At 72.2% G+C, this 21,532-nt stretch carries 21 protein-coding genes and 1 pseudogene; 15 read left to right on the top strand and 7 right to left on the bottom strand.

All coding sequences use genetic code 11. The annotated features are described in order from the left end of the window. The 3 genes and pseudogenes from AB0O28_RS34525 to AB0O28_RS34515 form a co-directional block, all read left to right on the top strand. Positions 1 to 1,716: pseudogene (locus tag AB0O28_RS34525) on the top strand (hypothetical protein); the annotation flags it as partial. Between the two features lie 142 nt (positions 1,717 to 1,858). Beyond that, positions 1,859 to 2,644: a copper resistance CopC family protein gene (locus AB0O28_RS34520; protein ID WP_363646773.1), complete on the top strand. Its 786-nt coding sequence runs from the start codon at positions 1,859 to 1,861 to the stop codon at positions 2,642 to 2,644. Next, positions 2,641 to 3,687: a CopD family protein gene (locus AB0O28_RS34515; protein WP_363646772.1), complete on the top strand. Its 1,047-nt coding sequence runs from the start codon at positions 2,641 to 2,643 to the stop codon at positions 3,685 to 3,687. The genes AB0O28_RS34520 and AB0O28_RS34515 overlap by 4 nt, the downstream gene beginning before the upstream one ends. A gap of 147 nt (positions 3,688 to 3,834) precedes the next feature. On the opposite strand, the gene AB0O28_RS34510 is transcribed toward AB0O28_RS34515, so the two are convergent. Then, positions 3,835 to 5,115: a hypothetical protein gene (locus AB0O28_RS34510; RefSeq protein ID WP_363646771.1), complete on the bottom strand. Its 1,281-nt coding sequence runs from the start codon at positions 5,113 to 5,115 to the stop codon at positions 3,835 to 3,837. A 164-nt stretch (positions 5,116 to 5,279) separates the two neighbouring features. Here AB0O28_RS34510 and AB0O28_RS34505 point away from each other — a divergent pair, with 164 nt between their 5' ends. The 3 genes from AB0O28_RS34505 (at position 5,280) to AB0O28_RS34495 (ending at position 9,354) form a co-directional block, all read left to right on the top strand. After that, complete coding sequence (locus AB0O28_RS34505) at positions 5,280 to 7,871, top strand: CocE/NonD family hydrolase (RefSeq protein ID WP_363646770.1); 2,592 nt, start codon at positions 5,280 to 5,282, stop codon at positions 7,869 to 7,871. Beyond that, positions 7,868 to 8,761: an ABC transporter permease subunit gene (locus AB0O28_RS34500; protein WP_363646769.1), complete on the top strand. Its 894-nt coding sequence runs from the start codon at positions 7,868 to 7,870 to the stop codon at positions 8,759 to 8,761. The genes AB0O28_RS34505 and AB0O28_RS34500 overlap by 4 nt, the downstream gene beginning before the upstream one ends. 236 nt (positions 8,762 to 8,997) lie before the next feature. Then, on the top strand, positions 8,998 to 9,354 hold the full coding sequence (locus AB0O28_RS34495; protein WP_363646768.1) for an ATP-binding protein: 357 nt from the start codon (positions 8,998 to 9,000) through the stop codon (positions 9,352 to 9,354). A gap of 43 nt (positions 9,355 to 9,397) precedes the next feature. Here the strand turns inward: AB0O28_RS34495 and AB0O28_RS34490 are convergent, their stop codons facing one another. Continuing rightward, a complete protein-coding gene (locus tag AB0O28_RS34490) occupies positions 9,398 to 9,799 on the bottom strand; it encodes a response regulator (protein WP_363646767.1) in 402 nt (133 codons plus the stop codon). Positions 9,800 to 9,841: 42 nt separating this feature from the next. Here AB0O28_RS34490 and AB0O28_RS34485 point away from each other — a divergent pair, with 42 nt between their 5' ends. Together AB0O28_RS34485 and AB0O28_RS34480 are read left to right on the top strand one after the other, a co-directional pair. Continuing rightward, positions 9,842 to 10,243: an alpha/beta fold hydrolase gene (locus tag AB0O28_RS34485; RefSeq protein ID WP_363646766.1), complete on the top strand. Its 402-nt coding sequence runs from the start codon at positions 9,842 to 9,844 to the stop codon at positions 10,241 to 10,243. 6 nt (positions 10,244 to 10,249) lie between these two features. Beyond that, entirely contained in the window at positions 10,250 to 10,444 is a 195-nt protein-coding gene (locus AB0O28_RS34480) for a DUF5999 family protein (RefSeq protein WP_363646765.1), read from the top strand. Between the two features lie 8 nt (positions 10,445 to 10,452). On the opposite strand, the gene AB0O28_RS34475 is transcribed toward AB0O28_RS34480, so the two are convergent. Next, on the bottom strand, positions 10,453 to 10,623 hold the full coding sequence (locus tag AB0O28_RS34475) for a hypothetical protein (RefSeq protein ID WP_363646776.1): 171 nt from the start codon (positions 10,621 to 10,623) through the stop codon (positions 10,453 to 10,455). A gap of 156 nt (positions 10,624 to 10,779) precedes the next feature. Here AB0O28_RS34475 and AB0O28_RS34470 point away from each other — a divergent pair, with 156 nt between their 5' ends. Beyond that, positions 10,780 to 12,888: an AAA family ATPase gene (locus AB0O28_RS34470; RefSeq protein ID WP_363646764.1), complete on the top strand. Its 2,109-nt coding sequence runs from the start codon at positions 10,780 to 10,782 to the stop codon at positions 12,886 to 12,888. 10 nt (positions 12,889 to 12,898) lie between these two features. On the opposite strand, the gene AB0O28_RS34465 is transcribed toward AB0O28_RS34470, so the two are convergent. Both AB0O28_RS34465 and AB0O28_RS34460 read right to left on the bottom strand, forming a co-directional pair. Then, positions 12,899 to 13,864 (bottom strand): 4-epi-cubebol synthase, encoded by a 966-nt coding sequence (locus AB0O28_RS34465; protein WP_363646763.1) that lies wholly within the window; start codon positions 13,862 to 13,864, stop codon positions 12,899 to 12,901. Positions 13,865 to 13,948: 84 nt separating this feature from the next. Beyond that, complete coding sequence (locus AB0O28_RS34460) at positions 13,949 to 14,341, bottom strand: ankyrin repeat domain-containing protein (protein WP_363646762.1); 393 nt, start codon at positions 14,339 to 14,341, stop codon at positions 13,949 to 13,951. Positions 14,342 to 14,446: 105 nt separating this feature from the next. On the opposite strand from AB0O28_RS34460, the gene AB0O28_RS34455 reads away from it, so the two are divergent. Both AB0O28_RS34455 and AB0O28_RS34450 read left to right on the top strand, forming a co-directional pair. Next, complete coding sequence (locus AB0O28_RS34455; protein WP_363646761.1) at positions 14,447 to 15,352, top strand: PAC2 family protein; 906 nt, start codon at positions 14,447 to 14,449, stop codon at positions 15,350 to 15,352. A gap of 22 nt (positions 15,353 to 15,374) precedes the next feature. Next, positions 15,375 to 16,439 (top strand): Gfo/Idh/MocA family oxidoreductase, encoded by a 1,065-nt coding sequence (locus tag AB0O28_RS34450; RefSeq protein ID WP_363646760.1) that lies wholly within the window; start codon positions 15,375 to 15,377, stop codon positions 16,437 to 16,439. 2 nt (positions 16,440 to 16,441) lie between these two features. On the opposite strand, the gene AB0O28_RS34445 is transcribed toward AB0O28_RS34450, so the two are convergent. Continuing rightward, complete coding sequence (locus tag AB0O28_RS34445; protein WP_363646759.1) at positions 16,442 to 17,071, bottom strand: TetR family transcriptional regulator; 630 nt, start codon at positions 17,069 to 17,071, stop codon at positions 16,442 to 16,444. 97 nt (positions 17,072 to 17,168) lie between these two features. On the opposite strand from AB0O28_RS34445, the gene AB0O28_RS34440 reads away from it, so the two are divergent. Continuing rightward, entirely contained in the window at positions 17,169 to 17,966 is a 798-nt protein-coding gene (locus tag AB0O28_RS34440; RefSeq protein ID WP_363646758.1) for an SDR family oxidoreductase, read from the top strand. 24 nt (positions 17,967 to 17,990) lie between these two features. On the opposite strand, the gene AB0O28_RS34435 is transcribed toward AB0O28_RS34440, so the two are convergent. Continuing rightward, entirely contained in the window at positions 17,991 to 18,788 is a 798-nt protein-coding gene (locus AB0O28_RS34435) for a tyrosine-protein phosphatase (RefSeq protein ID WP_363646757.1), read from the bottom strand. Positions 18,789 to 18,979: 191 nt separating this feature from the next. Between AB0O28_RS34435 and AB0O28_RS34430 the strand changes: the two genes are divergently transcribed. From AB0O28_RS34430 to AB0O28_RS34420, 3 genes are all read left to right on the top strand, one after another. Further along, complete coding sequence (locus AB0O28_RS34430) at positions 18,980 to 20,284, top strand: SGNH/GDSL hydrolase family protein (RefSeq protein ID WP_363646756.1); 1,305 nt, start codon at positions 18,980 to 18,982, stop codon at positions 20,282 to 20,284. Between the two features lie 47 nt (positions 20,285 to 20,331). Further along, positions 20,332 to 20,781: a hypothetical protein gene (locus AB0O28_RS34425; RefSeq protein ID WP_363646755.1), complete on the top strand. Its 450-nt coding sequence runs from the start codon at positions 20,332 to 20,334 to the stop codon at positions 20,779 to 20,781. Positions 20,782 to 20,877: 96 nt separating this feature from the next. Further along, on the top strand, positions 20,878 to 21,450 hold the full coding sequence (locus AB0O28_RS34420) for a hemerythrin domain-containing protein (protein ID WP_363646754.1): 573 nt from the start codon (positions 20,878 to 20,880) through the stop codon (positions 21,448 to 21,450). Positions 21,451 to 21,532: the final 82 nt, after the last annotated feature.

Below are 21,532 nucleotides of genomic sequence, written 5' to 3'. Positions count from 1 at the left end.
GCCTATGCCCGGCCCCGGGCGGAGGGTGATGACCGGCCGCTGCGGGTACGTCAGGCCGATGCGTTGATCGCGTTGCTGGAGCAGAAGATCGTCGCTGAGCTTCTGGTGCTGGTCAACGCCGAGTCCCTCCCCACCGACCCGGTCACCGACACCGCCCCCAACCCGGCCACCGACCCCGCCGCCCCCGACCAGGGCGACCAGCGCGACCAGCGCGACCAGGACGACGACGTCAACCACCCGGTCCCCGGCCAAGGCGACCAGGGCGACGACGCCAACCACCCCGAGGACGACGACGTCAACCACCCCCAGAACCCCACCACCACCGACGGCGGCGACACCGAGGAAATCGAGGACACCGGCACCACCGACGCCGCTGGCCCGGAGGACGCGAATGACGTGAGTGACGCGGATGATGCGGGTGGCGTTGACGTCGTTGACGCTGACGGCCGGGGTGATGACCTGCGCGATCGCACGGAGACTACCGAGCCCGCCGCCCCCGAGCTTGCAGAGCCCGAGCCTGCCGCACCCGAGTCGGCCGCTCCCGAGCTCATCAAGCCAGTCGAGTCCGTGGGACCCGCCAAGCTCATCGAGCCCGCTGAGGAGGCGGTGTGCTCTGCGTCCGGCGAGGCCGAAGGAACGGACGCGGTTCCGGGTGCCGGTGCCGCTGGACCCGGTGACGCGGCCGACTACGCGCAGTCGGAGGGCAACGAGCCGGAAAGCAAGCAGCAGGAAGGGACACAGCCCGAGGGGACGCGGTCGGAGGGGACGCGGTCGGAGAAGGCGCGGTCGGAGGGGACGCGGTCGGAGAAGGCGCGGTCGAGCGAGTCACGGTCGGGTGGGTCACGCTGGGATGAGTGGCAACCGCCGGATCCTCCTTCCGGGGGCACCTCTGCCCGTCACGCCCACGTCGGGCCTCAGCCTGCGGGGGGATGCCGCCATGGGCTGGGCACACCTGAGGCCCACGGCGACGTGCACGGCGAGCAGCGCCGGCATGGCCTGGGCACGTGCGAGGACCACAGTTGTGACACCTGCGGTCGTGAGGGCCACGGCCACGGGCGCCGCAGGCACGGCGAGAGCGCGTGCGGGTGCGGGTGCGGCGGGGCAGGACGCTCGTCGAGCGAGCCGCCGGGGACACCACCGGGACTACCGGAAGGAGCGCCGCAGACGCCGCCCGCAGGGCCGGATCCAAAGCAGGGGGCAGCTCCGGTGACAGGGCTGGGTCCAGACCCGGCGACAGAGCCGGGGGCAGACCCGGGGCAAGGGGCGGGGGCAGACCCGGGGTCAGGACTGGGGGCGTTGCTGGGCAGGGCGCCGGGGCTGCTGCTGGCCACGGGGCAGGTGCTGCCCGTCTCCGGCGTGCACCGCCTGGCCCGCACCTCCACCCTGGTACGCCTGGTCATGAACGCCGACGGACAGGTCCTCGACATGGGCCGAAAAGTCAGGCTGGCCACCCCGGCCCAACGCCGGGCGATCTTCGCCCGCTACGCCACCTGCTGGATCGACGGCTGCCCCCTGCCCGCCACCCTCTGCCAGATCGACCACGCCGACAACTGGAGCACCGGCGGGCTCACGGACCTGAAGCTGCTCGGCCCGGCCTGCCAGTTCCACAACCGCGACCGCTACCAGCACCCCGAGCGCTACACCCGCCACACAACCGGCAAAGACCGCTGGACCTTCACCTACCACCACCCCACCCGAGCCCGGCGCACCGGATGAACTCCGGACATGGGCCGGTGAGGGCGGGGCGGCGAGGGGCCGTGACCAGCGGCATGCTCGCGAGTGAAGGCCGCGGCGTGCGGGGGCCGCGATCAATGGGACCATGGCTGGGTCGGCGCCCGGTGAAAGGAAGGCAAGGCAGGTGGACCAGGTCGTCCGGATGTGCAACGACGCCCCGACCACGCGCGCGGTTCGGCGAACGACGGGGCGGACCACCCCGTCAACGGCGGCCGTGCGCGGCGTCTCGACGCGTGGCCGTCTGTGGGTGCTCGCCGCACCGCTACTGGCCCTGCTCACGGTGATGCTGGTCGCGACGCCCGCGCAGGCGCACGACGTGCTCGTCGCCAGCGATCCCAAGGACGGCGCGGTCCTCGGCGCGATGCCCGCCTCCGTCACGCTCACCTTCGATCAGGCCGTGCGCCGCGACTTCGCGAGGATCGCCGTCACCGGGCCGGACGCCGTTCACTACGAGCAGGGCGAAATCAGGGTGGACGGCAGGAACGTCTCCGTCGGCGTACGGACGGGCACCCCCGCAGGCGCTTACGCCATCGGCTACCGCATCGTGTCGAACGACGGCCACCCGGTCACCGGCACCGTGACGTTCAGCGTGACCGGCGGGGGGGCGGCGCCCGGGGCGGTCAGTGCGCCGACTGCCACCCCGGTGCCCGGCGCGGCGGTCCCCGGCACAACGACGACCGGCACAGCGACGATCAGCCAGGGCGGCGGAAGCTGGGTGTGGGGGCTGCTGGCCGTCACCGCCGCCCTGCTGGCGCTGTGTACGCGGGTGCTCGTACGCCACGACCGGCGCATGCGCGACGGGACGGTCCAGGCTCATCCGGCGGCGGCGACGGCGCGGACGGCCTCTCCGGCCGGAACAGAACCGGCCGGCGCGAAGACCGGCGGCGCGAAGACGGAGGGAACGGCGTGACCACGACCTCGGAACGTCATATTCCGACGGGCCGGTCCGCCCCGGCTGCCGAGCACGCCCGCGCCCGGGTCCCGGCGGCGGGGCTGGCCGCCGGCGGCGTCCTCGCGGTCGTGATCGCGACCTGGCTCACCCTGCCCGGAACGGTGCCGGGACTCCCCATGCCGGGCACGATCGTGGAGTACGGGCTGCCGGTCGTCCGGCTCGTGCTCGACCTGGCCGCCACCGCGACCGTCGGACTCAGCCTGCTCCCCAAGCTCCTCGGCTTCGACGACCCGGACCGGACCGAGCCGGTCGCCGCCAGGGCCCGGCACTGGGCCGTGCTGTTCTCGCTGGTCTGGTGCGCGGCGGCGCTCGTGTCGGCCGTCCTCAGCGCCGCCGAGATCACCCCGGGCGCGTTCCCCGACGTGGCGGCGTACGTCGACGGCATCGGCGCGGGCCAGGGCATGATCGTGAGCGCGTCGTGCGCCCTGGCCAGCGCGGCTGTGGGCATGCTCGCGGTGCGGTTCGGCGAGAAGGTGCCGGCCGAGCTGCGGGTGCTCGTCGCCGGGTTCGGGCTGCTGCCGCTCCCGGTCACCGGGCACGCCTCGAACTGGTACTGGCACGACCTCAGCATGGTCTCGATGGAGTTGCACGTCATCGGCGCCTGCGCATGGGTGGGCGGCCTGGTCGCGCTCGCCGTGCTGTTGCCGCGCCATCGCGACCTGCTCGCCCGCACCCTGCCCCGGTTCTCCCGGCTGGCGACGTACGCGCTGATCGTCGTGGGACTGTCGGGGCTCTTCAACGGTCTGGTGGAGCTTCTGCTCACGCCCGGCGAGAGCTTCCCCGCGTCGCTGTTCACGACGGGGTACGGCCGGCTCGTGGTCGCCAAGGCGGTGTTCACCGGGGTGATCGCACTGCTCGGGGCCAACATCCGCTGGCGGCTGCTGCCCGCGGTCACGCGCCGGACCCCGACGGCGTTCGCCGCCTGGGCGGCTCTGGAGCTGACGGTGATGGGCCTCGCGTACGGCGTCGCGGTCGCGCTGACCAAGACCCCGGTAGCCTGACCCGCTGCCCTGACCTGCTCGTCCTGTCCCCGCACCCTGTCCCGCACCCTGTCCCGCGTCCTGTCCCGCGTCCTGTCCTGAGACGCCGAGAGCCGCCCCCGGCGCGGGAGCGGCTCGAAAAAGGCGCGTGAGCTCGGGCGTGGACGATCAGGCCCTGGGCTCGGACACGGCGGCGGGCGCGGGCGTCTCCACTGACGTCGTCTCGGGCGTCGTCTCGGGCGTCGTCTCGGACGCGACCTCGCGCGACGGGGCGGACCCAGCCGTGATCGTCGTTTCCGCGGCGATCCTGTCCTCCGCGGCGGCGGCCGTCAGGCCCCTGCGACCGGCGAACCACTCCACCGCGTACCACACCACGACCAGGGCGGCGAGCGCCGCCGGCCAGGCCTCCGGCGCGTACGGCGGGGCTTCCAGCACCCGGTCCTGCACGAGCAGCCCTCCGTACACCCCGGCGGTGGCGAGCACCGCGCCGGCGAGCGGCCGCAGATAGCGGACCGGCACGAGGAAGGCCAGGTCGACGCCGATCCCGGCGAGCAGGAAGAAGAACGGGATCGCCGACGGCGGGAAGCCGCCCCCGACGAGCAGCGGCCAGATCAGGCACCGGTAGGCCACATAGACCCCCGCGATCGCGGTGGCGGTGAGACGGCGGCCGACCATGACGCGGGCGAAGACCAGGATCGCGACGCCCAGGACCCCCGCGTACACGGCATAGACGACGTCGGGGATCGGCAGCGAGAACTTGAGCACCATCGCGCGGTCGACGGCCCGGCCCATCTGGTTGGCCGCGAATTCGAGCAGCGTCGGCTCGGCGTACGGCTGCCCGCGGTCCCAGGAGGCCAGCTCCAGCACGCCGTACTCCTGCTGCAGCTCGGGGAAGTGCGCGTTCTCCAGGAAGAACGCGAACAGGCCGCCCAGCACCAGCGCACGCCGCCTGCCGGAGATCCCGGCGTACCGGCCCGAACCCACATACCAGCCGCGGATCACTCCGGCGAGCATCAGCGCGGTGCCGATGTACAGCAACGCGTGCGACGGGCTCCACGCGGTGATGTCGAGCCCGTTGACCCGATGGTTGATCAGGTCGAGCGGGATCGCGATGAGAAAGACCCCGGTGCCCCACACGATGAGGCGGGAGGACGTCCGGTCCACCCCGTAGCCGGTGTACCAGTGCACGATGGTCAGCGCCACCGCGATCACCGTGCCGACCGTGTTGAGCAGGTGCGGCGGAGCCAGGTCGTCGCGCAGCCACTTGAAGTGCCACGACACGTCCCAGCTCGACCCGAGCACCTTGAGCGCGAACGCCGCGAGCCAGCCCAGGTAGAGCACCCGGAAAAGGTCCTCCGGCGTCCGCCTGCCCGCCTCCCCCCGGGTCCAGTACGGAAGAGCCCACTCGATCGCGCGAGCGGGGATCTGCTTGAGCGGCGTTCCATTCACGCGCGAAATGATGCCGTTCCCTATGGTGGGGCGCAATCAGGGATTACCCCGATGCATTATCACGATTCGTACCTACGATCGGGTCACGTCGTCGTCACGGGGGTTATCCACAGGCGCGACGGGCTCCTCAGCGGTCTCTCAGGAGTGACGAGTAGCATCGCGACATGACGTTTCCGGGTGGGCGGCGTGCCCTCGCGATCGTGGTCACGCTGGTCATCCTGACCGCCGCGGGCGTGACGTGGGCACTGTGGCCCTCCGGCACCACCGTGCAGGGTCGCGACCTGGTCATTCCCGTCGTGGACGGACCGGCGGACGACCAGCACGTCGATCTCGACGCCACCTTCTATCCCCCGGCCTCCGGCGGGAGGGCTCCGGCGGTGCTGCTCGCGCACGGTTTCGGCGGCAGCAAGGAGAGCGTGCGCGAGCAGGCGGGACGGCTCGCGGGGCAGGGCTACGCCGTGCTGACCTGGTCCGCCCGCGGGTTCGGCCGCTCGACGGGGCAGATCGCGCTCAACTCTCCCGACTACGAGGTCAAGGACGTGCGGGGGCTGATCGACTGGCTGGCCGGGCGGCCCGAGGTGCGTCTCGACGCCCCGGGCGACCCGCGCGTCGGCATCGCCGGCGGCTCGTACGGCGGGGCGATAGCGCTGATGGTCGCGGCCTACGACAATCGGGTCGACGCGATCGTCCCCCAGATCACCTGGTACGACCTCGCCGACGCGCTCTTCCCCGACGCCTCCGGCAAGGGTCCGCTCAACGGCGTCTTCAAGAAGATGTGGGCGGGCATCTTCTTCAGCTCCGCCGCCGACCGGCTGGCTCCGGACGGCGGCCTCGGCGCGGGCGGCATCGCCGGTCTCACCGGCCAGGGGACCGGGCGGACTCCCGGGACCGAGCAGGTGCGGTGCGGGCGGTTCCTGCCGCAGATCTGCGAGATGTACCAGAAGGTGGCCGAGACCGGCCGGGCCGGCCAGGAGGCGGTCGATCTCCTCCGGCGGTCGAGCCCGATCTCGGTGCCCGGCCGGATCAAGGTGCCCACGCTGCTGATCCAGGGCCAGCGCGACTCACTGTTCCCGCTCTCGCACGCCGACGCCAACGCCCGCGCGATCGCCGCCACCGGCGCGCCGGTCGAGGTGGCCTGGTTCAACGGCGGCCACGACGGCGGTGACGGCGAGGCCGACTGGCTGTCCGACCGTACGACCGGCTGGTTCGACCGCTACCTCAAGGGGTCGGGCTCATCCACCGGCGACGGCGGCCCGGCGGCGTTCACCGTGACCAGGGACGGCGGGCGCGACCCGGGCACGCGCCGCCCGGTGCTCCTGCACGCGACCGCGGGCCGCTACCCGGGCCTGGCGGGCGGGGAGCGCACCACGATCACCCTCGACGGCCCCCAGCAGCCGATCGCCAACCCGGCGGGCGGGTCGCCGTCGTCGATCTCGGCGGTCCCGGGCCTCGGCGGGCTGCTGGGCGGCAACGGCGGCGGCGCGTCGATCGCGCTGGACATGCCCGGTCAGGCGGCCGTCTTCGAGTCGGCCCCGCTGACCAGGCCCACGCAGGTGACGGGCAGCCCGGCAGTCACGATCAGGGTGTACGGCACGGGCGAGGCCACACTGTTCGCCAAGGTCTACGACGTCTCCGGAGGATCCCTCCCGGTGCTCCCGTCGGGCCTGGTCTCACCGCTGCGGATCACCGCCAGCGAGGCGGGCACTCCGGTCACCGTGACTCTTCCGGCCATCGACAGGCGCTTCGACGCCGGGCACCGGATGCGGCTGGTGGTGTCCACCACCGACCTCGGGTACGCGACGCCCGCCGCCCCCGCCGTCTACCGGGTCGCACTGGAGTCCCCCGCGCTGGAGCTGCCCGGGGACGCGGCGCTGCGGACGCCCGCCGCCGGCCCCGCGTGGTGGACGTGGGCCATGCCGCTCGCCGCGATCGTGGTCGCGGCCGTGCTCCTGCTGACCGGCAGGGCCAGGCGCGGCACCCACGCGGGCGACGACGCGGCCCCGGACGCCGAGTCCGCCGAGGTGCCCTTGGTGATCAGCGGGCTGGGCAAGCGCTACCGCAACGGCGAGAAGGCGGTCGACGGCCTGTCGTTCCGTGTCGAGAAGGGCCAGGTGCTCGGTCTGCTCGGGCCGAACGGCGCGGGCAAGACCACCACGATGCGCATGCTCATGGGTCTCATCCACCCCGACGAGGGCGAGATCCGGATCTTCGGCACGCGCGTGCGGCCGGGGGCTCCCGTGCTGTCCCGGCTGGGGTCGTTCGTCGAGGGGCCGGGGTTCCTGCCGCATCTGTCCGGGCGGGCCAACCTGGAGCTGTACTGGCAGGCCACGGGACGACCGCCGCAGGACGCCCACATGGAGGAGGCCCTGGAGATAGCCGGGCTCGGCGCGGCCCTGGACCGCGCGGTGCGCACCTACTCCCAGGGCATGCGCCAGCGCCTGGCCATCGCGCAGGCCATGCTCGGCCTCCCCGACCTGCTCGTGCTCGACGAGCCGACGAACGGCCTCGACCCGCCGCAGATCGCCGAGATGCGCCGGGTGCTCAGGGCGTACGCCGAGCGCGGGCGCACGGTCATCGTCTCCAGCCACATGCTCGCCGAGGTCGAGCAGGCCTGCACCCACGTCGTCGTCATGCACCGGGGACGGCTGGTGTCGGCCGGGCCGGTGAAGGACCTGCTCGGCACCGCGACGGCCGTCAACGGCGGCGGGCCCCGTCTGGAGGACGTGTTCCTCGACCTGATCGGAGAGAGCCGTTGAGCCCCGCGAAGCGACCGGCCCCGGAGCTGACCGGGCACGTTCCCCCGAGCGGCCGGGCGCCCGGATACGCGCCGGGGCGCACACTGCCGCTGCGGGTGGAATTCATGCGGCAGTTGCGGCGGCGCCGGACCCTGGCGATGTTCGGCGTGCTGCTCGCCCTGCCGTGGGTGCTCGTGGTGGCGTTCCAGTTCGGCCCGGCCGGGCGCGGCCAGGGCAGCCTGCGGCTGTCGGATCTGGCCACGGCGGGCGGGCTGAACTTCGCGGCCTTCGCCCTGTCGGTCTCGGCCAGCTTCCTGCTGGTCGTCGCCGTGGCGCTGTTCTGCGGCGACACGGTGGCGAGCGAGGCGAGCTGGTCGTCGCTGCGCTACCTGCTGGCGGCACCGGTTCCCCGCGACCGGCTGCTGCGTCAGAAGCTGGTGGTGGCGCTGACGTACTCGGCCGCCGCGGTGACCGTGCTCCCGCTGATGGCCCTGCTCGCCGGCACGCTGGCCTTCGGGTGGAACGACATCACCGTGCCGGGCACGGGCGAGGTCATCCCCGCCGCGGACGTGCTGCCCAAGTTCGCCGTCGTCATCGGCTATGCCCTGGTCAGCCAGCTGGTGGTCGCCGCGGTCGCCTTCCTGTTGTCGGTCGGCACCGACTCCCCGCTCGGCGCCGTCGGCGGCGCGGTCGGTCTGGTGATCGTCAGCAGCATCCTGCAGGCGGTCGAGGCGCTGGGCTCGCTGCGCGAGTTCCTGCCCACGTTCTGGAACACCGCCTGGCTCGACGCGCTCGCGCCGGAGCCCGACTACAGCGGCATGGTGAAGGGCGTGGCGGTCTCCGTCACCTACTCGGTGATCCTCATCGCCCTGGCCTTCCGCCGCTTCCGGCGCCGGGACGTCGTGTCCTGACGCCCGCCGTTCCGGTTAGCCGATACTCCGGGTATCGGGTGGCATGGTGGCGAGACGGAGGCTGGCGGCGTAGACGGGGCGACGGTGGCGGAGCCACAGTTGGTCATGCCGGTGCACGCCGGAAAGACGTCGTGGCCTTCCTGGCCCGCGCACCGATCGGGACCGGCCGCTCGACCGGGAGCGGCGGTTCGCGTCCGACGCGGCGCACGAACTCCTCACGCCGCGCTCCGGACCTGATGATCAACGCGGTCGACCACGAGATCCGCCGCCTGATCCGCAACCTCCTGGACAACGCGCAGCGCCACGCGAGGGGCCTGGTGCTCGTGGAGGCGCGCCGCGACGGCGAGTTCGCCGAACTGAGCGTCGACGACGGCGACGGCGTGGAGCTCTCCGACCGCGAGTGGGTCTTCGGATGGTTCACCAGGGCGGACGGGGCCCGCAGCCGGAGCCTGGGAGGCACCGGCCTCGGCCTCGCGATCGTGCACGACATCGCCGAGTCGCACAACGGCACCGTCGGGGTCACCGACTCGGCGACGGGCGGGGCCCGTTTCGTGCTCCGCCTCCCTCTCGCCGTACAGGCGCTGATCGCCTGATAGATCGGCACGCCGACCGCATCTCGCCGTGTCCGCCGCTCGGTCAGGCCGCCTCGGCCCGGGCCGGCACGGGAATGTGCGGCGGATCGGCCACGCTCATCACCAGCCGGGCCAGGTCGAAGCCGCTCTCCACGCCGAGGTCGATGTCGACCAGCACCACGTCGGGCTGCGCCTCCTCCAGCCGGCGCAGCGCCTCCACGCTCCCGGAGGCCGTGCCGACGACCGCGAGCCCGTCCGCCTCCAACAGCAGCCGCGCCGCTTTCCGGAACCCGCCGGGTGAGATTGCTGCTGCCCGCGCAGACGGCAGGCGCCCCGACCGGGATCCTGGAAGAGAAAGGGGGGCCGTCGAGCCCCTCTGAGGAGGGAGAGGAAACGAGATGCCCGGCAGTCTCCGCCACGGTCCCCAGAGTGGACGCGCCGACGGCCGAGACCTGGCTCCGGTCACCGATGCCGTCTCCGGCGCCACCGCGAGCGCCCGGGTCGCCGCGTGCCGGGAACCGTGACCATGCGCAGGCTCGGCGAGGACCTGCGGCTGATCCTGGAGAAGGTCGTCCCCGCAGGACCGGTGATCCTGGTCGGGCACTCGATGGGCGGAATGGCGATCATGGCGCTCGCCCGGACCCATCCGGAGCTGTTCGGCCGCCGGATCGCCGGGGTGGCCCTGCTGTCGACCGCGGCGGGCGGCCTCACCGGGCTCACCTTCGGGCTGCCGGCGTATGGCGCGCACCTTCTGCGGCCCTTCGTCCCGGTGGCGCTCCGGCTGCTCTGCGGCCTCGGGGGCGGCCTCGGGGGCGGCCTGGGAGGCGGGCGGCCGTGGGGTGGCCTGTGGGGTGGCCTGTGCGGCGGCGTCTGCGGTCTCCACGGGGGCGCGCCCGCCCACCAGAGGTGACACCTCATGTGCCCGCACAACCCGCCGTGCCCGTCGGCGTACGCCCGCGATCACGACGCGGCCCGGCTGGTCGCCTTCCACCCCGAGCAGGGGTGGGGACTGCTGTGCAACGGCGTCGTGGTGTTCGAGGACACCGGCGAGCTGCTGCCCGACGGCAGGAGCGTCCCCACGCACCGGGCCTGCTGCGCGCAGGCGGCGTGAGTGACGGACTATTGGTCCCAGTGAGGGGGGCGTTCCTCCAGCAGTCGGGAGACGTCGGAGTCGGAGCGCCATTCGCCCCACCCGAGGTCGGTGTCGTCGCTCGTCTGGTCAGGCAGCACCGGCAGCCCCTCGTCGAAGAGGTCCACCGGACGCATGTCATCCGGATGCTGCACACTCACGCGCACAATGCTACTGGCTCCGCCCATAGCCGTGATCCGGCGAGCCGGCGCCTCCCACCGGCCAAACGTCACGCCGGTACCACCGGACAGCCAACCGCACGCAAAGGTACGATGCGGGAGCAGGGAGCACGCCGGACGAACCCCCCGTGAGGCGGCATGGCAACGCCATCAGGATGGCGGCAAGAGGGCAACCTGCCCGTGGAGCTCACCAGCTTCGTCGGGCGGACGCGGCTGCTCGCGTCGCTGAGACAGAAGCTGCAGGAGCACCGGCTGATCACCGTGACGGGCATCGGCGGGGTCGGCAAGTCGCGCACGGCGCTGCGTCTCGCGCATCAGGTGCGGCGGCAGTTCAGGGACGGCGTCTGGTATGTCGACCTGGCCCGGCTGCAGGACCCCGCGATGGTCTACCACACCATCACCGCCGCGCTCGGCATCGCCGACCAGTCGCCGCGCGAGGGGTCCGACACCCTCGCCGAGTGGCTGGCCGACCGGGAGCTCCTGCTCATCCTGGACACCTGTGAGCACCTGGTCGACGCGTGCGCCCACCTCACGCAGGATCTGCTCAGCACGGCGCCGCACCTGCGCATCCTCGCGACGAGCCGGCGTTCCCTCAACGCCCCGGGCGAGTACACGGCCGCCGTGCCGCCGCTGTCGGTGCCCGGCGACAGTCCCTCGGAGAACCCGTTCACCAACGAGGCCGTCGAGCTGTTCGGCGCGCGGGCCTCCTCCGTCGTGCCCGACTTCGTGGTCGACGAGGACAACATCACGGCCGTCGCCGAGCTGTGCCGCCGCCTCGACGGGATCCCGCTGGCCATCGAACTGGCCGCCGTACGGCTGCGCACACTGTCGGTCGAGCAGATCCTCGCGCTGCTCGCCGACCGGTTCAGCCTGCTCGCCGGGGCCAGCCGTACGGCGCTGCCACGGCACCAGACGCTGCGCGCGGCGATCGGGTGGAGCCACGAGCTGTGCGAACCGGCCGAGCGGCTGCTGTGGGCACGGCTGTCGGTGTTCGCCGGCGACTTCGAGCTGGACGCCGCCCGGAACGTCTGCGCCGGTGAGGTCCTGCCCGCCGAGCGGATCCTCGACGTGATCGGCGGCCTGGTCGACAAGTCGGTCCTGCTCAGCTTCACCACTCCGGCCGGCCAGCGGTATCGGCTGATCGACACGCTGCGGCAGTACGGCGGCGAGTGGCTCGACAAGCTCGGCGAGACGCAGAACCTGCGGCGCCGCCACCGCGACTACTACCTCCAGCTCGCCGAGCGCAGCGAGCACTCGTGGTCGGGACCGCGGCAGGTCCACTGGTACACCCGGTTGCGCCAGGAGCACGACAACATCCGCGTCGCCCTCGACTACTGCCTGTCGACACCGGGCGAGGAGCGCGTCGGCCTGGAACTGCTGTCGGCCCTGTGGTTCCTGTGGGTCGCCTGCGGATTCGCCCGCGAGGGCGTGGTCTACCTGGAGCGGGCACTCAAGGCCAGCCCCTCGCCGAGCAAGGAACGCTGCAAGGCCCTGTGGGTGCTGGCCTACATCCGCAGCGCCCAGGGCGACATGGCGGGCGCGCTGGCCGCGGCCGAGCAGTGCAGCACCGACGCGGTGCGGGTGGGCGACTCGGGCGCGGTGCTGCTCGCGACCAAGATGCAGGGCACCGCGGCCATGCTGCAGGGCGACGCGAAGAAGGCCACCGCGCTGCTCGGCGTCGCGATCGAGTTCCACCGCGGCGGCCGGGAGCTGAACCCGGGCCTGCTGCCCGCGATCGTCGAGCTGTCCATGGTGCTGCTCTCGCAGAGCGACTTCGAGGAGGCGGAGACCCTGCTCGTGGACTGCCTGCAGGTCTGCCAGGAACGCGGCGAGCTGTGGCTGCGCTCCTACGCCTGGTACGCGACCTCCCTGGTGCACCGGGCCATAGGCCGGCGCGACGAGGCGCTGGTGGCGTGCAAGGAGGCGTTGCGGATCAAGCGGCACTTCCACGACGTGCTCGGCATCGTGCTGTGCGTCGACAACCTCGCGACGCTGAGCCTCGAGGCCGGTGAGCCGGAACGGACGGCGACCCTCCTCGGGGCGGCCCAGGCCAACTGGCGGACGTTCGGGCTGCCCCAGTTCGGGTCGCCGTTCTTCACGACCGAGCACGAGCAGTGCGTCAAGGAGTGCAAGAAGCTGGTCGGCGACGCCGCCTACGACGAGGCGTACGCCGTCGGGGCCCGGTTCAGCCTGGGTGACCTCGTCGAGTACGCGCTGGACGATCTCGACGACTTCTCCCCGGACTGACCGGGCGCAGTCACTGCCAGGCGCCGACGTACCGGGAGCTGGTCAGCGAGTAGTCCACGCTGCCGCTGATCCAGTACTTCAGGCCGTCCACGTACGCGTCGACGGCGGGCGAGCCGAGCGCCTCGGTGGCCGGGGTGAGCGCCGCCATCGCGGCGACCGCCTCGTCGCGCATCGCGCCGATGCGGTCCATCGCCTCCTGGACCGTGCAGCCGGTGTGCCCGACCAGCACGCTGACGAGGTTGTTGCGGATGTTCGCCTCCCCCCGCTCCTTTGCGTACGAGATGAGATCGTTGTCCCAGACGACCACGTCGTTGGCGTGCTCGGTCATCTCGTGCACGACCGGGTGGCGCCACTCGTCCACGGTGAGGGGAATCTCGGCGGCCACGTCGATCAGCGCGAAGACGGTGAGCATCGCGCCGGTCCTGCGGCGCATGAAGATGTAGTCGTCGATCGTCGGAACGACGTCGTCCTCGCGGTTGGCGGCCTCCCACACCTGCGCGAACAGGTAGTCCTTGGTCGTCGCGCACCAGCGGTCGATCTGGTCGGCGGTGGCGTGGGCGGCGATCCTCGTCCTGATGTCGAGCAGCGCACGGGCGAAGACGTTGTCGACCGGTTCGGCGTTCTCCTCGACGACGCCGTAGAGCTGGGGCAGGGCCCGGGCGATCTCGGCCGCCCGCCGGTCCGACTCGCAGTAGGCGTCGTCGAACGCGAACAGCCACACGCACCAGTCCGTGACGAGCTGGCACAGCTCCCGGGAGGCGTACGGGTAGGTCCGGGCGCCGAGCCATCCGTAGCGAGCGAGCCGGTAACGGTCGAGCTGGTCCTCGCCGGCGATCATGCCGGACGCGGCCAGCCAGGCCAGCGTGTCCCGGTTCACCACCTCGACGTGCGGGTTCACCGCGCTCGGGAAGGGGCAGGTGAGCGAGGGAAGGCGGAGGGGGCGCCCACTGAGGGAATCCGCTTTCGCAGTAGCCATCCGCCCAGCATGGTCCCACCGGGTGAACGATGCCAGATCTCCCCAATTACGGACACACCAGTCAGTCGGATCGGCTCAGCCGGATCAGCCCTCCAGGAGGCTGACGATCTCCGGGTCCGCGAACAGGCGGGCGGTGTCGACCGCCGACGGCGTCCCGGCGTAGCGATCGGCTCCCAGCTCCAGCAACGCCCGCACGACCTCGGGCTCCTTCTTGAAGACCGCGCCGGCGAGCGGCGTCTGCCCGCGGTCGTTCGCGAGGTCCGGGTCCGCGCCCCGCTCGCCCAGGGCGCGTACGGTGTCGGCGTGCCCGTGGTAGGCCGCCAGCATGAGCAGGGTGTCGCCCTTCTGGTTGTGCAGGTTCACGGGCACGCCCGCGTCGACGTAGGCGCACAGCGCCTCGGTCCGCCCCGACCTCGCGAGGTCGAAGAGCCTGGTGGCGAACTCCTCCAGCTCCGGGTCCGGCTCCATGTTCTCCATTGTCCAACGGTAGGGTCGCCGCTACCTCCCGGGATTCAAACGCGGAATCGACCGGGGGTCCCGTAGGTTCAGTAGGTAAAGACTTCGTGAGAAAGGCTGGGACACGTGTCCGACCCCACGGATCTCTATCGGCTCGACGGGGACCTGCCCGAGCTGACCGATCCGGTGCTGCTCTACCACTTCGAGGGGTTCGTCGACGCCGGTGCCACCGGGCGGCTGGCCCTGGGGCACCTCCTCGCCGAACTGGAGCACCGGGTCATCGCGCACTTCGACGTGGACCGGCTGCTCGATTACCGGTCGCGCCGCCCGGTGATGACCTTCGACGCCGATCACTGGAGCGATTACGACACTCCTGAGCTGGCCGTCTACCTGGCCAAGGACGTCACCGGCACGCCGTTTCTCATCATGAGCGGCCCGGAGCCCGACCGGGAGTGGGAGCTGTTCACCGAGGCCGTCGGCATGCTGGTGACCCGGCTCAACATCGGCAAGCTCGTGACCGTGCACGGGATCCCGATGGGCGTCCCGCACACCCGGCCGCTCGGCCTGACGGCGCACGCCAGCCGGCCCGACCTCGTCCACGGGCAGACCAGTCCCTTCGGCAAGGTCCGCGTGCCAGGGAGCCTCGCCGCGCTCGTCGAGTTCCGGCTCGGCGCGAAGGGCCACGACGCGCTCGGCTACGCGATCCACGTGCCCCACTATCTCGCCCAGGCCGAGTATCCGCAGGCCGCGGTGACGGCGCTGGAGGCCGTCACCCGCGGCACCGGGCTGGTGTTCCCCACGGACGCTCTCCGGGACGCGGCCGACAAGACCAACACCGAGATCGAGGAGCAGATCGCGGCCTCCGACGAGCTGGCCGGCGCGATCCGCGGCCTGGAGCAGCAGTACGACGCGTTCCAGTCGGGCGCCGAACGGGAGAGCCTGCTGGCCGAGGATGCGCAGATGCCCACGGGTGACGAGCTCGCCGCCCAGTTCGAGGCGTTCCTCGCCGAACAGGACGAGCGCGACACCTGAGCCGAAGGACATCCCGCCCCTCATGCCGCCCTCAGATCTCCCCGGGATCCGCGTAGGATTGGCCGGTTTCGGCCCGGCCGGATCCTTCTTCCACGCGCCGTTGATCGCCGCCACGCCGGGACTGCGCCTCGCCGCCGTCGTCACCCGCGACCCCGCCAGGGCCGGCCGCGTACGCGCCGAGCATCCCGACGCGGACGTCGTGGCGTCGGCGGACGCCCTGTGGGACCGCTGCGACCTCGTGGTGATCGCGACGCCGAACCGCACCCACGTGCCCCTCGCGGCCGAGGCGCTCGCCGCCGGTCTCCCCGTGGTCGTCGACAAGCCGCTGGCCGGCACCGCGCAGGAGGCCCGCGACCTCGTACGGCTGGCGCGTGACCGCGGGCTGATGCTGACGGTCTTCCAGAACAGGCGCTGGGACGGCGACTTCCTGACCCTGCGCCGCCTGCTGCCCGAGCTGGGCGAGGTCCACCGGTTCGAGTCGCGGTTCGAACGGTGGCGGCCGGTGCCCAAGGGCGGCTGGCGCGAGTCGGGCGGCCCGGAGGAGATCGGCGGCACCCTCTACGACCTCGGCAGCCACCTGGTGGACCAGGCCCTGCGGTTGTTCGGCCCGGTCTCTCGGGTGTACGCGGAGACCGACGTCAGGCGGGCCGGGGTGCGCAACGACGACGACGCGTTCGTCGCGCTGACCCACCGGAACGGCACCCGCTCGCACCTGTGGATGAGCGCGATGGCCGCGAACCTCGGCCCGAGGTTCCGGGTGCTGGGCTCCCGCGCCTCGTACGTCAAGTGGGGGCTGGACCCGCAGGAGGAACGCCTGCGGGCGGGCGAGCGGCCGGGCACCGCCGGGTGGGGCGTGGAGTCCCCCGAGCGCTGGGGCACGCTCGGCGCCGAGGGCGACGCCCGCCCGGTTCGCACGGAGCCCGGGGCGTACCAGCGGTTCTACGAGGGCGTGGTGGCCTGCCTGCGGGACGGCGCGGCGCCTCCGGTCGAGCCGGGCGACGCCGCCGAGACCATCGCCGTCCTGGAGGCCGCCGCTCTCTCGGCCGCCCGCGGCCAGGTGGTCACCCTTTCCGAGCGGCAGGAATAGCCTCAGCCCGTGTCGCTCCGGGAGCCCGTTACGGAGGCGCCCTGGGCGGCGGCGAGTCGGCGCGCGACCTCGATCACGGTCTCGCGGCGGCGGTCCAGGGCGGCCTGGTCGGTCTCCTCGTCCAGAGCGAGGCGGCACATCCGGGGCACCGCGAAGTTCCAGGCGATCAGGCCCATGACGGTGAACAGCAGGTCCTGGGCGGCGCGGACCCGTACGTCCTCGGGAACGTGGTGCGCCACGCCTCCGTCCACGAGCTGGTGGGCCTTCTCGCGGAACGCGTCACGGCGCTTCGGCTCGCCCTCATCGGGTGCGTCACCCGCCTCCAGCGCCTCCCACAGCAGCAGCCTGATCAGCTCCGGGTGCTCCCGGTACCAGTCGAAGATCTGCCCGACCGACTCGGCCACCGCGTCGGGATCGATGGAGATGGCGACGGGGACCTCCTCCAGCTTCGCCCGCAAGACGGCGGCGAACAGCTTCTCCTTGTTGCCGTAATACAGGTAGATGGCCTGCTTGTTGGCCCTGGCGGCCGTGGCGATGCGATCCACCCTGGCCCCGGCGAGACCGTGCTCGGCGAACTCGGCGGCGGCGGCATCGAAGATCCTCCGTCTGGTGTCCTCCGCGTCATAGGCCATGGACGAATTAAACCATCCGGTTGACTCCTCTCCGGTCCGGTGACATGATCGAGCCGAATTAAAACAACCAGATGGTTTATTTCATCGAGAGGCTCTCATGAGCACCACGGTTCCCATCCCCGTTCGTTCGCCGCTGCCGACCGCTCTCTCGGGCACGACCGCCGTCGTCATCGGCGGAAGCTCGGGCATCGGGCTGGCGGCGGGCGTCCTGCTGCGTTCGGTCGGCGCCCGCGTCGTGCTGGTCGGCCGCGATCCCGACCGGCTGAAGGCCGCCGTCTCCCGGGTCCGAGGCGCAGGCCCGGCCGAGGATCCCGACGACGCCGTGGTCGGCGTTCCCGGCGACGGCGGAGACGAGCAGACCCTCGCCGAGGCCTTCGACCGGGCGGGTCACGTCGACCATGTGTACGTCACCGCCGGCGGCGTCAGCGGCGCCGGCCCCCTGACCGGGCTGTCGGCCGACGACATCCGCACGACCCTCGGTTCCGGCCCCCTTCAGACGGTCTTCGCCGTCGCCCGCGCGGCGGCGACGCGGCTTCCCGCGGGAGGCTCGCTCACGTTGAGCTCGGGCATCCTCGTGGTCCGCCCCTACCCCGGGATGACCGTCCCGCTGTCGCTCGCCGGCGCCGTGGAGACCCGCACCAGGGCCCTCGCCGTGGAACTCGCCCCCGCACGGGTGCGCGTGAACACCGTGCGCTACGGCCGGATCGACACCCCGCTCCTGCGCTCACTGCCGGGGCTGGACTCCGACGACGCGGTCACCGCCGCCGGGATGTCCGCTCCCCTCGGCCGCTTCGGCACCGCCGAGGAGGCCGCCGCCACAGCTGTCTTCCTCATGGCCAACAACTACGTCACCGGCCAGGTCATCACCGTCGACGGCGGCGAAACCCTCACCTGACCCGCTTCCGGCGGCGGCCCGCGGTCAGTCGCGCAGGCGGCCGCGCAGGGCCTCGGTGTCCGCGTCGGTCCACCCGTGGGTGCGCAGCCAGCCGAGGGGGCCGCCGAACCGGACGTCCAGCGTCGTCAGGAACTGGCCCATGTATTCGGGCCGCGGCAGGTGACTGTCGGCCGGCTTGGAGTCGAGATCCTCGCGGTAGGTGCGGCTGGCGCGCAACCGGGCGAGGATGCCCTCCAGCCGTTGGCCGGTGGCGACGTAGTCCTCGATGATCGCCTCCCGGGTGGCGCCCGCGACGGCGAGCGCCAGCGCGCTGACGACCCCGGTGCGGTCCTTGCCCGCCGCGCAGTGGACCACGGCCATGCCGTCGTCACGGGCGAGCACCCGCAGCGCGGCCACCACGGAGTCGGGCCGGTCGCGCAGGTAGCCGTAGTAGTAGCCGGTAACGCGGAGTTCGGCCAGGTCCGCCTCGTCCCGCTCACCCTGCCACGGCAGCGCCCTGTCGTCGATGGTGTCGGCCTCGACGTCGGTGAGACGCCCGCCCTCCGCGAACAGGCTGTGGTGGTGGATGCCGACCTCCGGCAGGAGGGTCAGGGGCCCGGGCCCCTCCAGGCGTACCTCGGTCTCCGACCGCAGGTCGACCACGTGCCGCAGCTTGAGGTCGCCCACCAGTAGTGCCACGTCCCCCTCGGTCAGGCCCTGCAGATTATCGGCCCGCAGGATCCGCCCGGACGCGGTGGTCCCGCCGTCCGCGGTGGGCAGACCGCCGAGGTCCCGTACGTTCGCCGCGCCTTCCAGAACGATCCAACGCTCGTGTGCATTCATCACATCGAGCCTATCCGCCCCGGCAGCCACGCAACTGTGACGCCTGACGGTCAAGTTCTTCCCCGGTGTTCGCCAAACAGCCGTAATGTATGGCGTCGCGGGCGCTTCTCGATCACCGGTTCCGGCGCAGCGATCGGGAGCGCCGTCGCCACGGACCCCGCCCCAGGCAGCACACCCAATGGAGGACCCGGATGGCACGGCCGGCTCACCGGTTGACCATGGCCGCTCTCGCCCTCGCCGTCGGCGGCGCGACCGCCGCGCTCCCCACGACGCCGGTCCACGCGGAGTCCCTCACGGCCGCGAGCACCGCGACCACCCCCCGGCCTCACCCGTCCTCCGCCGCCCGCGGAGCGGCGGCAGGCGGGGAACGGCCCCGCAACGAGGCGCCCGTACGGCCGCGCCTTGTCGGTTCCTGGACCACCTCGGCCGACCGGATCACGGCGGCCCTCGGCGGGCAGACCGTGCGGATGGTCGTGCGCGCCAGCATCGGCGGCACCGGCATGCGCCTGCGCCTGTCCAACGTCTTCGGGACGGCGCCGGTGACGTTCGCGAGCGTTCACGTGGGCGTCCAGGCGTACGGCGCCGAGATCCTCACCGGAACCAACCGGCCGGTGACGTTCCGCACGCGCACCTCGGTGAAGGTGCCGCCGGGCCAGGCCGTCTGGAGCGACCCGATCCCGGGCCGGATCGCCGGCGGCTCCGCGCTGGTCGTCAGTTTCCACCTGCCCGGCACGGTCAGGGGCGTCACCGGGCACGAACGCGCCTACAGCACCACCTACCTGTCGGACCCGGGGGACCACGCGGCGGAGGAGAGCGGCGAGGGCTTCACCTACACCAGCACGCAGTGGTACTTCCTCGACCGGGTCGCGGTCGAGGCGGGCGCGGCCACGGTCGGCTCGGTGGTCGCGTTCGGCGATTCGATCACCGACGGCGCCGGCCAGGCTGTCGACGCCAACCGCCGCTGGACCGACTACCTGCGGCAGCGCCTCGCCGACCAGTCGCCGTCGCGGCGGATGGGGGTGCTCAACGCCGGCATCGCCGGAAACCGGCTGCTGCACCCCAACGTCGGGCCGAGCGGTCTCAGCCGGTTCTACCGCGACGCGCTGTCCCAGCCGGGGGTGCGCACCGTGGTGGTCTACGAGGGCATCAACGACATCGCCCGGGGCGAGTACACCTCGATCAAGCCGCTCGCCTACGGCTACAAGCGGCTGATCCGCGAGGCGCACGCCCGCAAGGTCAAGGTGCTGGTGGCCACGCTCACGCCGTTCTACGGCTGGGGCACATGGACGCCGGAGCGCGAGGAGATCAGGCAGCGGCTGAACACCTGGATCCGCACGAGCCGGGCGTTCGACGGCGTCCTCGACTTCGACCGGGCCGTGCGCGACCCCGAGTTCCCCGAGCAGCTCGCCCTCCCGTACGACTCCGGCGATCACCTGCACCTGAGCGACGCCGGGCGGCGCGCGCTCGCCGAGGCCGTGAACCCGCGCATGCTCTGATTCCCGATCGGCGGCGGATCGCTACTGTTTGGCCATGGTCGCCCCCCTTGAGCCAGACGACCCGCGCACGCTCGGCGGGTTCCGTATCAGCGGACGGCTCGGCGAGGGCGGCCAGGGCGGCGTCGGGTCCTGGTGACACGGACGGGGCCGATCCCACGACCGCCGCCGAACGGGCGGGCATCCCGCACGCGTTCGCGGGCGAGTGGCGGGGCCACATCGCGCCCACCGCCGGCCTCCTCGCGAGCGAGTACGACATCGAGATCGAGCTGAGGCGCGGTGCGAAGTCCGGCAAGTGGAAGGAGCCGGCGAACTCCTGTGTGGGCACGCTGCGGCTGACCGGAGCGTCCGACTCCGCGCTGATCCTCCGGCTGGAGGACGTTGCGGGGTGTGTCCCGGGCGACGTCGTGCTCGTCCGCAAGGGCGACGCCCTCGCCTATCGCCACACCGACGACTTCCGCGTGATGACCTACGAGGGAAGGCTCACCAGGGACTCCTGATCAACGGCGTGAAAGGCGGGGCTCCCACCCGGCGTGATCGGTGTGATCGCCGCGGCGCCGGGTAGTGCGAGCGCGTCCCACGCACAGGAGGAACCCATGGCAATCGACGTCATCAGCCTGATCAAGGAAGATCACCGCGACGTGGAGTCGCTGTTCGAGCGGCTCCAGAAGATGCCGGAGAACCGCCCGGCCCTGCTCGCGGAGCTGGCGGCGAAGTTCATCGCCCACAGCGAGGGCGAGGAGGACGAGGTCTACCCCGTGCTCGCCAAGCGGCAGCCGGAGGAGAAGGAGGAGGTCCACCACGGCACGGAGGAGCACCACGAGGCCGAGGAGATGATCTCTCAGCTCCTGGAGACCGACCCCGAGAGCCCCGCGTTCGAGACGCTCCTTCAGGAGCTGATCGGGGCGGTGACGCACCACGTCGAGGAGGAGGAGAACGACATCCTCCCGGTCCTGGAGAAGGCCGTCCCCTTCGAGGAGCGGGTCCAGCTCGGCAAGGCCTTCAGCAAGCGGAAAGCGGAGGTGCTGGCCGCCCCGATCAAGCCGCGCTCGCGGACCAAGGACGAGCTGTTGCACCAGGCCAAGCAGCTGGGCGTCGAGGGCGCGTCGGGGTTGAGCAAGGACGAGCTCGTCACCGCCGTCAAGCGGAAGAAGCAGGAACGGGGCTGAGCGGACGTCGCGGCGTCGCCCGTACGCCCGGCGGACGGCCGGTCGGCGCACCGTCCTCGCCCGGCCGCGGGCGGCACCGCGA

The organism is Microbispora sp. NPDC088329 (assembly GCF_040685655.1).
GTDB lineage: Bacteria > Actinomycetota > Actinomycetes > Streptosporangiales > Streptosporangiaceae > Microbispora.
This window is presented reverse-complemented; position numbering and strand designations above follow the sequence as displayed.

What these genes read in the sequence shown, in the direction of transcription:
- AB0O28_RS34450 (WP_363646760.1), top strand. Translation starts at nt 15,375, where the DNA reads ATGCCGCCCTCAGATCTCCCCGGGATCCGCGTAGGATTGGCCGGTTTC.
- AB0O28_RS34480 (WP_363646765.1), top strand. Translation starts at nt 10,250, where the DNA reads ATGTGCCCGCACAACCCGCCGTGCCCGTCGGCGTACGCCCGCGATCAC.
- AB0O28_RS34505 (WP_363646770.1), top strand. Translation starts at nt 5,280, where the DNA reads ATGACGTTTCCGGGTGGGCGGCGTGCCCTCGCGATCGTGGTCACGCTG.
- AB0O28_RS34460 (WP_363646762.1), bottom strand. Translation starts at nt 14,341, where the DNA reads ATGGAGAACATGGAGCCGGACCCGGAGCTGGAGGAGTTCGCCACCAGG.
- AB0O28_RS34465 (WP_363646763.1), bottom strand. Translation starts at nt 13,864, where the DNA reads ATGGCTACTGCGAAAGCGGATTCCCTCAGTGGGCGCCCCCTCCGCCTT.
- AB0O28_RS34445 (WP_363646759.1), bottom strand. Translation starts at nt 17,071, where the DNA reads ATGGCCTATGACGCGGAGGACACCAGACGGAGGATCTTCGATGCCGCC.
- AB0O28_RS34440 (WP_363646758.1), top strand. Translation starts at nt 17,169, where the DNA reads ATGAGCACCACGGTTCCCATCCCCGTTCGTTCGCCGCTGCCGACCGCT.
- AB0O28_RS34435 (WP_363646757.1), bottom strand. Translation starts at nt 18,788, where the DNA reads ATGAATGCACACGAGCGTTGGATCGTTCTGGAAGGCGCGGCGAACGTA.
- AB0O28_RS34430 (WP_363646756.1), top strand. Translation starts at nt 18,980, where the DNA reads ATGGCACGGCCGGCTCACCGGTTGACCATGGCCGCTCTCGCCCTCGCC.
- AB0O28_RS34470 (WP_363646764.1), top strand. Translation starts at nt 10,780, where the DNA reads ATGGCAACGCCATCAGGATGGCGGCAAGAGGGCAACCTGCCCGTGGAG.
- AB0O28_RS34420 (WP_363646754.1), top strand. Translation starts at nt 20,878, where the DNA reads ATGGCAATCGACGTCATCAGCCTGATCAAGGAAGATCACCGCGACGTG.
- AB0O28_RS34495 (WP_363646768.1), top strand. Translation starts at nt 8,998, where the DNA reads ATGATCAACGCGGTCGACCACGAGATCCGCCGCCTGATCCGCAACCTC.